A 15,946-nucleotide genomic window follows, 5' to 3' on the forward strand; every position below is an offset into this window, starting at 1 on the left:
TGATGCTTTATTTTCATTTAATATTTAGTTTCAATTTCATCTGTTAGTTGTTCTAATTCATCCACAAGCTTACCAATATAACCAATTGTTGCTTTGAGTGGCTGATCCGTGCGAATATCTATGCCTGCAATAGCTGCTAGCTCAACCGGAGATTGACTACCGCCTGCTTTCAAGACATCTAACCAAGCGTCTACGGCTGGCTGACCTTCATCTTTGATGCGTTGTGACATAACAGTACCTATCGTTAGTCCGGCTGAATATGTGTATGAGTACAGTCCCATATAGTAGTGTGGTTGACGCATCCATGTTAATTCAGCACCATCTGTAAGTTTAACGCTATCTCCAAAGAATTGGCCATAGACATCACGCATAATCTGGTTAAGTACTGGCGCTGTAAGGGACTCACCATTATCTACTTTAGTATATACTTCACGCTGGTATGCTGCTTCTAATAAGTGAGTCACCATATTGTGATAATAAGTCCTAGAAACGATTGATCCTATTACCCAACGTTTAAAATGAGCATCTTTACTATTTTCAAATAAGTAATTCGCCATTAACATTTCATTCATCGTTGAAGGTGCTTCTACAAAATACATGGAAGCCTCAGATTCTAAATAATTTTGATGTGTTTGAGCTAAAGTAAAGTGTCCTGCGTGACCTAATTCATGTGCTAAGACAAATGTTTCAGCCATTTTTCCAGTCCATGAAATAAATATATAAGAGTGAGTTGCATAAGGACTAGCACAATATGCACCTGTTTCTTTACCTTTATTTTGAGCAAAATCAATCCATCTATCTGTATAAGCTTTTTCAACCATTTGGATATAATCTTTACCTAGTACATTCAATGCACCATAGATATATTCCTTGGATTCATTAATAGAAATTTCAGGTTCATAACCTGGATCAATTGAGACTTTTAAATCTTCGAAATTCATGACATCAAGCCCGTGCACACGTTGGATGAGTTTTGCGTATTTTTGCATAATAGGGGCTAAATCGCTCATGATTACATCAATTTGTCGATCAAACATGTCTCGTGTAACTTCTTGTTCCTGCAAGAGATAATCTATTACAGAGTCATAGCCTCTTAAATTTGCTTCAATTTTTTCTTGTTGTACTTGCATGTTATAGGTAGCAGCAGTAGTATGTTGATATTTACTTAACGCATCACTAAAATATTGAAAACTTTTTCTTCTGAATGCTACATTTGCATTATCTTCATATTCATTTTCAAAGGTAGCATAATCTAACGGAAACATTTGACCATGGTGTTCGAAAGACTCAAAATCAATATCTAACATTTTTGTAGTACCATACAACTCATATGGACTTTCAAAAATAGGGGATAAACTAGCTAAAACTTTTTCAACTTCTGGTGATAGTTGATATTTCTTTTTCTCTTTTAGCTTAGTTAAATAATGAGGATAGTTAGATTGTTCAATTAATGTCTCGAATAACTCGTCAGAAAGCGCTAATATTCCAGATTCAACAAATGATAACTCACTTGCGATTTTGCCATAAGTCGTAGACAATTTCGCACTTAAAGTTTGAGCATCGGTGTTTGCTGTATCAACACTTAAGCGTAATTCTGCATAATTGGCCATGCGATCTAATTGAATTAATATTTCGGAATACATACTTAACATTTCTTCAATTATAGTAATATCATTCAATTTATGATTGTATTGTAAATTAAATGCTTTTGCCTTTGTTAAAACTTCATCTAAATGCTTATAAAACGATTCATCTGAATCAAATAACGCGGTAATATCCCATGTTTCATTTATAGGAACGTTATTTCTTAGCGGTAATGATTTAGTCATATCTTCACTCCTGTACATTTGTAGTGTATACATCTCTGATTATACAGGAAGATCACTTATAAAATACAATCGAATGTTTAACAAGTGAAAGTGGGGAAGGCGTTAAATAATATTGACGTGTATTCGCTATTATTCTAATATTAAATCATACTACTGAAGACGGAAGCTTTTAATATATTTTTATAGTAAAATGAAAGTAACACAATTAAAATTTCGATAATATAAAATAAGGAGCACTATAAATGACAATATTTGATATGCCTAATTTTTTATGGATTACTATAGTTGCTGTAATTTTGTTGACTATGTTTTATAATCTTATTTTAACTAAATGGTTTACTCCAGCAATAATTACTTTTATTGTACTAGCTATAGCTGCGTTCTTAATACCTAACTTTGAAGATATAACTTATGAACCTTTATTAGGTTTTGCAGCATTTATGGCCGTTTTAAGCTTAATTATAAGTTTCTTAATTTGGTATTTCACACGTAATTGGAGACGCAAAAGAAGAGAGAAGAAGCTAAATAAAGAAATTCGTAAACGTGGGGGAATACCACAAGAAGAACTAGAGCATTATAAACACTAAAAAAGAACTGCTGATTTTGTATCAGCAGTTCTTTTTTAGTGTTTATTTATCAGAAATATATGCATGTTTAATTTGATCCAATTGCTTAATTGTTAAATCAATACCACCTTCACCGAAGAACCATGCATTAGCTTCAAAAGGCGTGACATCCTCATTTTTTATAGCATTAACATTTTTGATCACAGAATTATTCAAAGCCTGTGGTATGTCATTTTGTTGCTTGTTAGAATCTGTTGAGCGATTAATTACAAATAATTTATCTGGATTTACTTTTTCTAAATATTCATTTGATATTAGTATACCGCTTGAATTTGCTTTCATTTTGCTATCAGCATGTTTAATACCAAGATCTTTATTCAGGAAACCACCAAATCTTCCTGAAGAACCATACGATTTAATTCCTTTGTCATCAACATTTAAAAATAAAGCAGTGTCTTGATTGATTACTTTTTTAGTTTGTTTAACTTTATTATCTAAACGTGTTGTAAGTTTTTGTGCTTCTTTTTCTTTACCGAATATATGTCCGATATTGTTAGTGTTTTTCTTAATAGAATCTATATAATCATCATTATTAGGGCTGACAAAAACTATTTTAGCATCTGGTGCAGCTTTTTTCATTTCATCAAGCGTTTTAGTATGTGCTTGCCTAAATGATGCAAAAATCACATCCGGTTTCGCTTTAGCTAATTGATTATAGTCTGGCTGTCCAGGATTACCAAGATTATCATACTTATTATTCTTAAATTCTTTTAAGCTTTGCGGCAAGAAAGATGCACCTTGTCCTTTAGCAACTGCAACTATACGATTTTGAAGTTTAAGTGCTTTCATAACATCTAAAGCACCATAATCCATAACAACAACACGCTTAGGGTTTTTAGGCACATTTATAGATTCTTTTTTTATTTGTCCTTTATTATGATCTTTATTTTTATCTTTAAACTCATATGTATGTGTAATCTTTACAGTATCGCGTTTGGTTGTTTCGCTTGACTCAGTATTACAAGCTGCCAATACTACAGACAAACTTAATATAATTAGCAATAATCTTTTCATTTAAATCCTCCTTATAGTAAGATTTAATTATATACTAACTGATAAAAGTTATCAATTAGGTATTTTAGTTATTTTAAATACTTTATATATGAGTAGCTCTATAATTATAAAACATCCCAAGTATATATGTAATGTATAGCGATAGTCGTATATACTAACACATCAAATAGAACTTACATTATATATACCTCTGAATATATGTAGTTTATAGCAAATTAACTACGAGCAATATATGAATAATGATTTTCTAATTTATTATGAAGAAGTAGGTTGCTAAATTAATGATATCGTAGTGCACTTTTCCAATATACATATAACTTCCTATAATATATATTATGTAAACTAAAATGAAATTTTAAATATACAATGCTATAATTAACAACATTCCATAAATCTCTGCGTTTTATTATCTAATATGAACTTACGTACTTAAACAACTATAACGATACAAAAATCTTATTAAGCTAAACGCTTAGCCAACAGATACAAATACATATGGATACAATATACATACACTCATCAACCAAAATGCTTTCAGATGCTCACAAATCCAAATCTCAGCGTTCAATCAAGTCACATAGAACTTACTAACTGGGAAAGTAATAAATTGTACCTAAAAGTACTGTCCTTAGTTAAAAGTTTTTGAAATAAAGGTATTATTTATATATAAGTTACATAACATAGTTATAGACATCTATATAAGTATAATGTAAAACCACGTAATTAATAAAATATCATCGATTATCGTAAATAATAATTGAAATTGTCCAATTATACTTAAATATTAATGCTGTGATTATTAACTTTTATATTAATAACACTACGCTAACTTACGATCCTGAAAATTGCTGTCATTGCGTCTTTAAAGACACTCAACGCTGTATATTAGCACGTTAAAACATGTTTTAACGTGCTAATCACTGAGGAATATCGCTTTATTATTACTTCAACTTATTTATTTTTTATAGGTCTTTCCTTACTACTTTATTTTTGTCTTGAACTTGCAAAGTACTATATAGGGTTACATAACATAAATATAGACACCTGTATTTATGTTATTAAAAAACGCTCTGTAGCATTTATCAGAACGTTTTTTAATATAATTCTATAAAAATTTATTTAAAATCATCAAATTATAATAATATTTTTTACTATAAAAAATTCATAATATAGCACCATTGCAATAACTTAAGCCTATGCTATACTTGTATTTGTGGAACGCAACTAGAATTAACTCCTAAGAATTAAGTTCCACATTAATAAAGAAAGCACCTAATGATTACTATCATCAGCGTGCTTTCTTTATTTCTATTTTTTTACCTTTTTTCTAATGTTATTGAGTGTATTGAATAACCAATATTTTGTTTTCTTAATTGGTTTATAGAAATCGCCAATAAGCTCTTCTATTTGAACATTAAATCCACGTTTAAAACGATACACACCGTAATCTTCACTATTTTCAGTGAAGTCACCTGATAAACCGTAGAAGTTATATCGTGCATAACCATGATCAAAACAATAGTTCATCATATACCAATGCATCATATAAGGTCCCATATATTGATTATATTTCTCGGAAGAACCACCGGAGAAGTAATTTACTTCGTATGCATTTGCAAAGTAGACCCCTGCTGCTAAGTTTAATATTGAACCATCTGTTTGTCTTAATTCACTAGCTTGTAACAACTCTTTTTTATCATGCTCTATTTGTTTATCCAGTTCAGCAATTTTTTTCAATTGTTTTTCTGATTTATTTTCATTTTGCATCATTTTATCGCGACGCGCCTCTTTTTCATAAATAGCGTCTTGAGTATTATTGATATACTCATCTAAGTCTATATACGCTAAAGGTATTAAGGCTTTTTCTCCGTAATTGTCGATAAAATTATAAAAATAGTCGTCAGTTTTTGATACAAAGCCTGTACGTTCTTCTGTTTCACGATACAATTCTAAGAATATGCCAAACTCTTCCCTAGTTAGCAGTCTTACTTTAACCCCAAAATTAATTGCTTTGTTAATATTACGTTTACGTTGGCTATCAAATTGTTTTTTAATAGATGTAGGTGTTTCTTTTTCTAGATTTAATACCCCCATCCATCTTACTTGGCTTGAGGTATCATATTCAGTTGTGAAACCATGATGTGTATAACCATGTGATTTGAATAGATTAACTAATGCATCGTTTTTGTCGTGATTTGGAAACGGATTGATGTCCTTATCGTAAATTTGATAAATCCAGTACGGATCCATTTTGACATATAAACAATTATGCTGTTGTAGATAAGTATCTAATTCACGTAAATAGAAATCCACTAAACCTAGATCATTATAGTCCATGACTGGTCCACGATTTGAATAATAAACATAGCTTCCCATTGTCGGGATTTTAGAGAAAAGACTAGCAGCAATAACTTGATTATCGTCATCTTTTAAGCCTAATAAAACAACTTGAAATCCATCTTCTTCTCTTGTCGCAATATTTTCTTTTACTTGAAAGTAATGACTTTCTAATGCTGGATTCTGTACAAAATTGTCATACTCTTTGACAGTTAACTCTGTAAATTTCATTCTAGCTTAGTTCCCTTCTATTATTTATGTTTATTTCTTTTTCTCTTTTAATTTTTTTAAAGTCGTATATATTTTGTACATTGGTCTATTAATCGGCTTAATAAAATCACCAACATATTCAACGACATCAGCATTAAATCCTTTTTTGAACTTAACTACACCTGCATCTTCTGCATCCTCTGTAAAATCACCACTGATACCATAGAAATTATATCTATCAATATTATTGTCCAAAGCATAATTAATCATAGTCCACTGTATTGCATAACTACCAGCAAAATGTCTAAATTCATTAGATGTACCGCCAGCATAATATACAACTTCATAAGGATTAACAATGAAATAAGCTGCTGAAATTGGTAATTCGTCGCCATGTTCTTGTTGTAATGCTTTTGCTTCATCAATTTTTTGTTGATTTGCGATTAATTGTTGTTCTAAGTTATCTTTCTTATTGTAAGATTTTTTGTTTTCCGGTCTCTTTTCAATATCTTTAATCGCTTTATTAATATCCTTGCTGAGTACTTCTCGCTCTGCTTTTAACTCTTCTATATACTCATTGAAATCCATATAAGCTAATGGTACTAAAACACGATTTTTATAGTATCTTAATCTATGGTAATAGAAACGATCATCTCTATCATCAAAGTCTTTCGTTTCAGAAGTATCTTCCATAAATGAACGGAAAATCGGTAATTCATCTTCTTCTAAGAATCTTACTTTAACACCGTTTTTTTGTACCTTTTTCGTGTTTCGTTTACGTAAACTGTCCATACCTGCTAAAACGTCTTTAGCCTCTTTACCCGCTAAATCTAAAACTGAATGATATCTGATTTGAATCACAGGATCGAAACCTGTTAAAAATCCTTGATGCTTATATCCTAAATGCTTCATTTTGTCGAAAATCCAGTCATGTCCTGCATTTTCTAACACTTCTCCATCATGGTTACGATATTGATATGCTAAGTATGGATCCACCCTTAAATATAAAGCGTTATGCTTTTTAACATATTTGGATAATTCATTAAAGAAGTAATGTACAAGTTCTTTATTTTCAAAATCAATAACCGGTCCACGGTTTGTGTAAAAATATTTGAAGAATTTCATAACTGGAACTGCAGTTAATAAACAAGCGGCAATGACTTCGTTGTCATTATTTTTTATACCTACTAAATGTGTTTCTGTACTCTCTGCAATTTTCAATTCATAATTCCCCACCATTTGCGTGAAATGGCTATTTGGCATTTTGTCTGTAAATGTCCCGAACTCTTTTGCAGTTAAATTCGTAAATTTCATTTTATATACTCCTATTTGTCTATAGTTCTTTAACTCGAGCTTTAAACTTCAATCTTAATTATTATACAATAATCATTTATAAAACTAAATCAATAGCACATACATCACCTATGAAAAACACAGGTTGATATGAACTTTATGTATTTCTTTATTATATCATTACTTTCGTATTAACAAAGAATAAGCCACTAAAAATAATGTTAAATTTTAGTATATGTATGGTAATGCGTTATTCTTATTAACTCTATACACCTTGAATATTATTTATAATAATAGAAGAAAAACTGGAAAACAATATTGTTTTCCAGTTTTCGTATTTCAGAATTTTTTAATGCTTCATTAAAGGCTTTTATGATGGTTAGCTTAATGCTTTGCGTAATGCTTCACCAATTGCAACACTTGATTGTGGATTTTGACCCGTAATAAATTGTCCATCAGTTTCCACATGCTCTACAAAGTTATCTTTTGTAATAAATTTAGCGCCTTGATTTTCTAATTCTGATTGTGTTAAGAATGGTACTTTGTCTTCTAAGCCCATTGCACGCTCTTCTTCATCTGTAAACGCAGTTAACGTTACACCGTTTATCAAGAAGTTTCCTTCGTTATCTTTTGCACCAACAAATGCGCTTGGTCCATGACAAACAGAAGAAATAATCTTACCTTCTGATTTAAAATCTGCAAGCATTGAAGCTAATTTTTGGTTATGTGCATAATCAAAAACAGTTCCGTGTCCACCAGGTAAGTATACCGCATCATATTCTGAAGTGTTAACTTCACCTAAACTAGGTACTTGTTTAATGCTATCGGCAAATTGAGCATATTTCTCTAATTCTCCATTTTGTGTAGAATTAGGATCGACTGGCACTTCACCGCCCTCAATAGATACAATATCTACATCAATGTTTGCATTTATTAATATATTATAAGGCTCACTTGCCTCTTCTAACCATAATCCTGTTGGTGTTCCATCATCATATTGATTTCTGCTTGTTAGTATGAATAAGACTTTTTTACTCAAAATCCTTCACCTCTTTTTTAGTATAAGAGAATACACTCGACCAGTTAACATTTACAGTCTTACTAATCATTCTCTCGTCATTGTATACCCTGAATGTACTAATTTTATTCATACAAAATTGATTTAGTTTGCTTGATTAAGTGCCGTTCTAATTGAATTTAAGTATTTGACTGTATCCTTTTGTGTATCACTGGCAAAGCGTTTTACGATTTCACTGCCTATTACAACCCCATCTGAAGCTTCTATAATATCGGATACATGTTCTGGTGTACGAATACCAAAACCAGCAACCACTGGCACATTAGCAATTGCTTTAATATGTGCTATTTTATTTTTCAGTTCGGGATGAAATTTACCATTTTCTCCTGTAGTTGCATTCATAGTAACGGTATATATAAATCCTTCCGCATGCTTAGCAATTTCATTCATACGTTCATCAGAAGTTGTCATAGCTATCAACGAGATTAACTTAACTTTGCGCTCAGGATGCCTTGCCTTTAATTGTTGTATGAGTTCATGTGGCAAATCTGGAATGATTAAACCATAAACACCTGCTGCTTCACAGGCTGCTAAAAATTCTGCTTCTCCATAGAAATTAATAATATTATAATATGTCATTAAAACGTAGTCACTAGATATAGAGGATTTATGTTTCATTAGCTTATCTAATATATATTGAACATTAACGCCCTCTTCTATCGCCTTGCTACCGGCATCCATGATAACTGGTCCATCTGCGACTGGATCCGAAAATGGCACCCCAACTTCTATAATATCTGCTCCAGCATCACTTAATGTTTTCACATTTTCTATAAAGGCTTTATTGCCCATTACATAAGGAATAAATAATTTACGCATGCGTTTCACCTTCTTCTCTCATATAATTTCTAATTGTTTCCATATCCTTATCTCCACGACCGGAAACAGTGACGACTAAAATTGCTTCTTCATCCATTGTTGGTGCCAACGTTTCTACATAACTTAATGCATGTGCACTTTCTATCGCTGGTATGATCCCCTCTGCTTTTGTAAAGCGAACTAGTGCATCCATCGCTTGTTGGTCACTGGCAGTTTCGTATTTTACTCTACCAATATCATGGTAATATGAATGTTCTGGCCCTACACCAGGATAGTCTAAGCCAGCAGATATAGAATGCGCTAACTCAATTTGCCCATCATCATCTTGTATTAAATACATTTTAGTGCCGTGTAGTACGCCTTCTTTTCCCTTATTAATCGCTAACGCATGCTTATTACTATCATAGCCTTCTCCTGCAGCTTCAACACCATATAATTTCACATCGTCTTGAATGAATGGATAAAATGTACCTATTGCATTTGAACCTCCACCTATACATGCAACAATTGCGTCTGGTAACCGGCCTTCTTTCTCAACAATTTGTGTCTTGATTTCTGACCCTATCACACTTTGAAAATCTCTGACCATCGTAGGAAATGGATCTGGGCCAAGCGCAGAACCTAATAAATAATGTGTGTCTTCAACATGACTTACCCAATATTGCAACGCTTTATTAACTGCATCAGACAATGTACCTTGTCCTTCCGTCACCGGTTCAACTTTTGCACCTAACAATTCCATTCTAAAAACATTTAAGGATTGTCTTTTAATATCTTCTTCGCCCATAAAGACAACTAGTTCCATATCGAATAAAGCAGCAACAGTAGCACTAGCAACCCCATGTTGTCCTGCTCCAGTTTCCGCAACAAGTTTATTTTTACCCATACGTTTAGCCAACAATGCTTGTCCTAGAGCATTGTTTATCTTATGTGCGCCTGTGTGGTTTAAATCTTCACGTTTCAAATAAATTTTTGCACCGCCAAGTTTTTCAGTATACGATGCTGCATAGGTAAGTGGTGTTTCACGACCTACATAATCTTTTAAATAACCATCTAATTCTTTTTGAAATTCTGGATCTACTTTCGCTTTTTGATACTCTTTTTTTAACTCTTGTACAGCTGGCATTAACGTTTCAGGTACAAATTGGCCACCATATGCACCAAAAAATCCAAATTCATCCGTTTCTGTCTGTATATTTTTCATCATTATTTATTTTCTCCCTTCACATGTTCAACAATTAATTGCATTTTAGCGCTATCTTTTTCATTGTTTGTTTCTATACCACTAGCTATATCATAACCACTATGTGATAAATCTAATGCTTCGATTGTTTTGATATGTTCATAGTTAATACCACCTGCAATTAAGTAATCAATATGCTGAATGGGTTTCAACTGTTCCCAATTATATGTTCGACCTGTACCACCATACGAAGATGATGGCGTATCAAAGATAAATTGATCTACGCTATCTTTATAATAGTCAATTTCTTTCACCAATGTTTCATAATCTGTTGCAGGCAACGCCTTAATAACTTTAATTGTAGGTTTATATAACTTAATATCATGAATTAATTCTAACGTTTCATTACCATGAAATTGTATGGTAGTGAGGGTGGTGTGTTCTATTAATTGTATCAAAGTATTATACTCAGGGTTAACAACGATAACTACTTTCTCTTTATCATTAGGTATAATATCTGTAAGTTGTTTAATGGTGGAGATATCAACATATCGCTTACTTTTAGGATAATGGATAAAGCCCATAGCATCGATATTTAAGTCTTTTGCTTTTTTCACATCTTCTAGTGTACGAAATCCACAATACTTTAGTTTCATTGCTGCACCTTATTTAACTTTAAGCTTGGTAAGAATTGGCTTAAATCATCACATTTCATTAAAGATTCACCAATGAGCAGACCATCAATGCCTGATTTAACTATATTTTCGACATCTTCTTTAGTGTGAATACCACTTTCTGAAATATAATAATATCCTTGTTTTTTATCTTCTAATATTTCATTAGTATGCAAGACATCTGTAACAAAACGTTTTAAGTCTCTATTATTTACCCCTATGATTTGAGGATTAAGTTTGTATGCACGTGCAAGTTCTGCTTTATCATGTACTTCGACTAATACTTCTAAGTTTTGTTCAGTGGCATAATCATATAACTCGCTTAATTGCTCGTCACTGAGCACATTAACGATAAGTAAGATAATTGAAGCACCAGCTTTTTTTGCGACATCGATTTGTATAGAATCTACTACGAAGTCTTTACATAATACTGGTAACGATGTTTCAGTCGTTAATTTTTGCAAACGTTCATAACTACCTCCGAAATACTTTTCATCAGTTAATATTGAAACTGCGTTCGCACCATAAGCTTCGTAATCTTGAACTTGTTGTCCTAAATCTTTATCCGGTAATTGATCTAAAGAAGGGCTTTTAGATTTAATTTCAGCTATGACTGCTAACTGATCCGATTGATCCATCAGTGTTTGGAATTTAGGTTTATGCGATATATCTATATGATTTAAAGATTTTAACTTTTCTTCATAATATCCTTGTGCTAGTAATGTTTGTTTATATGCTACAATTTCATCCAATATAGTCATATGTCTTACCTCCCATTTTGTTGTATTGTTGTAAAGCTTGTCCTGTGTTTATTAATTCTTGAGCTTTGCGGACACCTGCTTGAATAGTTGAAACTTGTTCTGAAACATAAAGGGCAATCCCAGCATTTAAGACTACAACATCCCTCTTAGCGCTGCGATCTGTGCCATTCAGTATATTTTTGTTGATGATTAAGTTTTCCTGAGGTGTACCTCCAACAAGTTGATCATTAGAGGCATAACTTAAACCTATATCCTGAGCATTCAATGTATAATGACTAATTTCTCCATGGTCATTCACTTCATAAATGATATTATCACCTGATAATGTCGCCTCATCCATGCCATTAGCACCATGCAATACAATTGCTTTTTTACGCCCTAAATCCCCTAATGTTTGTGCTATTTTTTCTAATTTCGATGTTTCATAAACACCCATAACTTGGTAGTCTAGTTTAAACGGATTGATGATTGGACCAGTAATATTGAAGATGGTTGGGTTACGTAACGCTTTTCTTAATGGCTGGATATGCTTCATAATTGGATACGTTTCAGTTGCGCTTAAAAATACTAATCCATTACTATCTAATTTTTCGGCTGTATCACTCACTGACGTTGTTTTAATATTCATTTCATTTAATAGGTCTGTACTCCCTGATGAAGAAGTAACGCTTTTATTTCCATGTTTAACCACAGGTACGCCAGAGCTTGCAATAACAAAAGAAACTGTAGTAGAAATATTAAAACTATTCGATTTATCTCCTCCGGTGCCACATACACACATGCTATTTGGATAATATGGTTGTTGAGGATACATCGAACGAATCAAACTATTAGAAATAAATGTTAATTCTTCTTGGGTGATTTCTTTTTCAGAAAACACTTCTAACAACTCAATTTTCATTTGATCGTCTATATCTTTAGCAATGAGTATATCTATAAATTCATCCATTTGTTTTTGATCTAACGGTTTATGTTGTTTCAACTGTGTTTGTAGCACCATTGTCTCTGACCTCCTTCATTACTGTTAAAAAGTTGTTAATCATCTGAGTACCATATTCTGTTGCAAACGATTCAGGATGGAATTGTATACCAAAATGTAAATTTATCTTATGTTCAAAAGACTGTATACAATCTTTTGTTTGCGCCGTCACTTTTAAACTTTCTGGGAAAGTATCAGGGTTACTCATAAGTGAATGGTATCTCATTATTTCTGAATATTCTGGAATATCTTTATATAACAATGTCTCATCTACAATTTTCATTTGATCTTTTTTACCATGCTTTATATTTTCACACTGTATCACATCACCGCCGTAATAACACGTTAATGCTTGTGATCCTAAACATACACCTAATATAGGTTTATGATGATAGTGCTCAATGATGTGTTCTAGATGCGTTGTATCCATAGGATGACCTGGACCTGGCGAAATAACAAGTGCTTCTACATCTAAATTATAGATCGTTGGGTCGTCTGGATATTTAACGATGACTTCTTCTTGTCGTGCAATCATATCTACTAAGTTATATGTGAATGAATCATAATTATCGACGATTAATATCATGGTGATACCTCCAATAAACTTTTTGCCTTAAGTTTTGTTTCTTCAAGTTCCTTTTCTGGAACTGAATCGTAAACCACACCACAGCCAGCTTGTACATTAATATAAGTCTCATCAATCATCATTGTTCGTATAGCTAATGCAAAATCCAAATCGTGATTACAATTAATATATCCAATGCCTCCACTATATACACCACGTTTATGTGGTTGAACTTCATAAATACGTTGAATAGCTCTGAGTTTAGGTGCACCTGATACTGTGCCAGTTGGTAATAAACTTGCTATGACGGACATCGGTGAATAATTCTCTTTCAACTTGCCTGTAACTTCACTGACAATATGAATCACATGCTCATAGCGTTCAATTGTCATTAATTTTTCTATTGTGGATGTCCCGATTTTACATACTCTATGAATATCATTTCTACCTAAGTCAACAAGCATACTATGTTCACTCAGTTCCTTTTCATCATTTTTTAGTTTGTCTTCATTTGCCCGATCTTCTGCTTCATTCTTACCTCTCTTTATTGTTCCAGCTATTGGATTAGTCACTACAGTTTGACCTTGTACTTTTACAAAACTTTCAGGAGAGCTTCCGACTATAATCGGATGATCCATATTTAAATAGTACATATATGGACTTGGATTTTGTCTTTTTAAATTTTGATATAATTGATATGACAATTGTTGTATTTGGCTAGAAAAATAATGTTTATAACTATAAATAATAGATGGTACGACTTGGAACATATCTCCTTGTTGAATAAGTGCTTTCATTTTACTCACTGTTGCCATAAATTGTTCTGGTGCTATATTAGATTCAATAACTTTTTCATTTTGTTCACTTTCTATATATGATGGATAGATATTGATTTGTTTTAATTCTTCTATACGTGTATTGACACGTGCATTTAATTGATCCTCGCTCTGGCCAGAAAATAAATTTGTTGCAATTACGTAAAGGTGCTCTTTATAGTGATCAAAGACATACACATCTTCTACCATGTGAAACTTAACATCATGTTGTGTATGGTCTTCTAAATTAATTTCCTTTAAGATTGGAAATTCATGTCTTACTAAATCAAAGCTACATGTTCCCACAAAACCTGAGATAAATGGTAAGTCTGTTAATGCTTCGTCTGCTATTTCTGCTTTATAATCGTCGATGAGTTTTTTCATTTTGATGTATGGCTCTTCTGTGACTACTTGGGTTTCCTTCGGTGTTTGCACAACCATGTGTTCATTATCCAATGTAATTGAACCATATGTGTCAAAAATAACAATTGAATAGCGACCTTTAAGTTTAGATTGGTCTGAACTTTCCAAAACGATTTTTTGTTCTCTTAATCTTGCTAATGCTTCTGGCGTTACTTCTGCATTTAATTTTTGATATTGTACTTTCATTTACTTTCCTCCTCATAAAAAAATCAGCATCCTATAACAATAATTGTTAAGGACGCTGACGCGCGGTACCACCTAAATTAGTAGATATATCATCATATCGATATATTGACCTACTCACTCATTCATTTTCATTTGTAATCCAACAAAACCCAATTTCAGTAGATGTGCGTGTTAGTTTTCATCAACCACTAACTTTCTGTTGCTACCCATTCATCACTTACTTCATTTTGTTTTTTTGTAACAAAAAAACACCACAATAACGCATACTGTAAGGACGCGTTACCGTGGTGCCACCTTAGTTAACAGATTCTGTTCACTTTAATTGCTTTATTTATAATTTTAATCTCATTTAAAAGCCCAATTCACTATATATGTAGTGCTAATTTTCATCAACCATTAGCTTTCTTCTTGCTACATGACATATATGCTACGTTATCTTCCAAATGGCAACTTGTGTTGCGAAAGTAATTAATTAGTATGGTACAAGTATAATTCGATTTTGTCAACTTCAAAATTTGACTATTCTTATTGTTAAACAATAAATCGTACATTGAGCCTACACATCAAGACAATAATAAATATAATTTTTAATAGGAAATAGCTGATTATATCTCAATGCATCAAGTTACATTTCCCTTTATTTAATAAATGACCTGCTTATGATTAATAATTGATATGAGAAGGTGTCATTACAAGTTGTTCACTCCACTTATCATTAAAGAAATGCTATTAGATTGGTACTTTAGTATAAGAAATACGATTTGTTGTGAACATCTTTATGCGAGGTATTGGTTATAGCATAACCTGTTAAAAACCAAAAATTTTACAACCTTTTCATCAGCATACCTATTTGTGCTACACGATATTGTAAATTCTGTGTTTCGCACTATTAAGTTTATGTATAATTATATAGTTTGCCATTGTATTTTTAACAATTAATGATACGGTGTATTTAAGGGCAGGTTAACCGTTCCTGTCCTTACCTTCAAGTTTAAGCTTTCACATGGTTTTAATGACTGTTGGGGTTAACAGTCTAATCATTATGCGAAAGCAAAATTGTACTAGGTTTCAGTATCAATCTAGCATAAAAGGACATTACTCCTTATTGCTTGTCAGCGTTAACTTTCTATACTACACATTTCATAATTTCTCGA

13 protein-coding genes are annotated in these 15,946 nt (G+C 32.2%); 1 reads left to right on the plus strand and 12 read right to left on the minus strand.

The window, feature by feature from the left end:
• Positions 1-17 precede the first annotated feature (17 nt).
• Positions 18-1,829, minus strand: coding sequence for an oligoendopeptidase F (pepF, locus tag PYW31_RS07375; protein WP_046837462.1), 1,812 nt, complete (start codon positions 1,827-1,829; stop codon positions 18-20).
• A gap of 242 nt (positions 1,830-2,071) precedes the next feature.
• Between pepF and PYW31_RS07380 the strand changes: the two genes are divergently transcribed.
• The gene (locus PYW31_RS07380; protein WP_046837463.1) at positions 2,072-2,416 is read left to right on the plus strand and encodes a hypothetical protein; all 345 of its coding nucleotides are present in this window, start codon (positions 2,072-2,074) and stop codon (positions 2,414-2,416) included.
• 42 nt (positions 2,417-2,458) lie between these two features.
• Here the strand turns inward: PYW31_RS07380 and PYW31_RS07385 are convergent, their stop codons facing one another.
• The 11 genes from PYW31_RS07385 to PYW31_RS07435 all read right to left on the minus strand — a co-directional run bounded on the left by PYW31_RS07385 (position 2,459) and on the right by PYW31_RS07435 (position 14,792).
• Positions 2,459-3,469, minus strand: coding sequence for an ABC transporter substrate-binding protein (locus tag PYW31_RS07385; RefSeq protein ID WP_046837464.1), 1,011 nt, complete (start codon positions 3,467-3,469; stop codon positions 2,459-2,461).
• 1,308 nt (positions 3,470-4,777) lie between these two features.
• On the minus strand, positions 4,778-6,037 hold the full coding sequence (locus PYW31_RS07390; protein ID WP_046837465.1) for an aminoacyltransferase: 1,260 nt from the start codon (positions 6,035-6,037) through the stop codon (positions 4,778-4,780).
• A gap of 30 nt (positions 6,038-6,067) precedes the next feature.
• Positions 6,068-7,330, minus strand: a complete 1,263-nt coding sequence (locus tag PYW31_RS07395; RefSeq protein ID WP_046837466.1) for an aminoacyltransferase — start codon at positions 7,328-7,330, stop codon at positions 6,068-6,070.
• 358 nt (positions 7,331-7,688) lie between these two features.
• The gene (locus PYW31_RS07400; protein ID WP_046837467.1) at positions 7,689-8,348 is read right to left on the minus strand and encodes a type 1 glutamine amidotransferase domain-containing protein; all 660 of its coding nucleotides are present in this window, start codon (positions 8,346-8,348) and stop codon (positions 7,689-7,691) included.
• Positions 8,349-8,471: 123 nt separating this feature from the next.
• The gene (trpA, locus tag PYW31_RS07405; RefSeq protein WP_046837468.1) at positions 8,472-9,206 is read right to left on the minus strand and encodes a tryptophan synthase subunit alpha; all 735 of its coding nucleotides are present in this window, start codon (positions 9,204-9,206) and stop codon (positions 8,472-8,474) included.
• Positions 9,199-10,413, minus strand: a complete 1,215-nt coding sequence (trpB, locus tag PYW31_RS07410; RefSeq protein ID WP_046837469.1) for a tryptophan synthase subunit beta — start codon at positions 10,411-10,413, stop codon at positions 9,199-9,201. Before trpB ends, trpA begins: the two co-directional genes overlap by 8 nt.
• Entirely contained in the window at positions 10,413-11,045 is a 633-nt protein-coding gene (locus PYW31_RS07415; protein ID WP_046837470.1) for a phosphoribosylanthranilate isomerase, read from the minus strand. Before PYW31_RS07415 ends, trpB begins: the two co-directional genes overlap by 1 nt.
• The gene (gene trpC, locus PYW31_RS07420; RefSeq protein WP_046837471.1) at positions 11,042-11,824 is read right to left on the minus strand and encodes an indole-3-glycerol phosphate synthase TrpC; all 783 of its coding nucleotides are present in this window, start codon (positions 11,822-11,824) and stop codon (positions 11,042-11,044) included. Before trpC ends, PYW31_RS07415 begins: the two co-directional genes overlap by 4 nt.
• Positions 11,808-12,824, minus strand: coding sequence for an anthranilate phosphoribosyltransferase (trpD, locus tag PYW31_RS07425; RefSeq protein ID WP_046837472.1), 1,017 nt, complete (start codon positions 12,822-12,824; stop codon positions 11,808-11,810). The genes trpC and trpD overlap by 17 nt, the downstream gene beginning before the upstream one ends.
• Complete coding sequence (locus PYW31_RS07430) at positions 12,793-13,389, minus strand: anthranilate synthase component II (protein WP_063410258.1); 597 nt, start codon at positions 13,387-13,389, stop codon at positions 12,793-12,795. Before PYW31_RS07430 ends, trpD begins: the two co-directional genes overlap by 32 nt.
• On the minus strand, positions 13,386-14,792 hold the full coding sequence (locus tag PYW31_RS07435; RefSeq protein WP_046838155.1) for an anthranilate synthase component I: 1,407 nt from the start codon (positions 14,790-14,792) through the stop codon (positions 13,386-13,388). The genes PYW31_RS07430 and PYW31_RS07435 overlap by 4 nt, the downstream gene beginning before the upstream one ends.
• Positions 14,793-15,946: the final 1,154 nt, after the last annotated feature.

This window comes from Staphylococcus succinus (assembly GCF_029024945.1).
In the GTDB taxonomy this organism is placed as follows: Bacteria; Bacillota; Bacilli; order Staphylococcales; family Staphylococcaceae; genus Staphylococcus; species Staphylococcus succinus.

Bases quoted from the DNA above. Each gene is read 5' to 3' on its own strand.
- pepF (WP_046837462.1), bottom strand. From the start codon at position 1,829: ATGACTAAATCATTACCGCTAAGAAATAACGTTCCTATAAATGAAACA.
- PYW31_RS07415 (WP_046837470.1), bottom strand. From the start codon at position 11,045: ATGAAACTAAAGTATTGTGGATTTCGTACACTAGAAGATGTGAAAAAA.
- trpB (WP_046837469.1), bottom strand. From the start codon at position 10,413: ATGATGAAAAATATACAGACAGAAACGGATGAATTTGGATTTTTTGGT.
- trpD (WP_046837472.1), bottom strand. From the start codon at position 12,824: ATGGTGCTACAAACACAGTTGAAACAACATAAACCGTTAGATCAAAAA.
- PYW31_RS07390 (WP_046837465.1), bottom strand. From the start codon at position 6,037: ATGAAATTTACAGAGTTAACTGTCAAAGAGTATGACAATTTTGTACAG.
- trpA (WP_046837468.1), bottom strand. From the start codon at position 9,206: ATGCGTAAATTATTTATTCCTTATGTAATGGGCAATAAAGCCTTTATA.
- PYW31_RS07435 (WP_046838155.1), bottom strand. From the start codon at position 14,792: ATGAAAGTACAATATCAAAAATTAAATGCAGAAGTAACGCCAGAAGCA.
- PYW31_RS07395 (WP_046837466.1), bottom strand. From the start codon at position 7,330: ATGAAATTTACGAATTTAACTGCAAAAGAGTTCGGGACATTTACAGAC.
- trpC (WP_046837471.1), bottom strand. From the start codon at position 11,824: ATGACTATATTGGATGAAATTGTAGCATATAAACAAACATTACTAGCA.
- PYW31_RS07430 (WP_063410258.1), bottom strand. From the start codon at position 13,389: ATGATATTAATCGTCGATAATTATGATTCATTCACATATAACTTAGTA.
- PYW31_RS07380 (WP_046837463.1), top strand. From the start codon at position 2,072: ATGACAATATTTGATATGCCTAATTTTTTATGGATTACTATAGTTGCT.
- PYW31_RS07385 (WP_046837464.1), bottom strand. From the start codon at position 3,469: ATGAAAAGATTATTGCTAATTATATTAAGTTTGTCTGTAGTATTGGCA.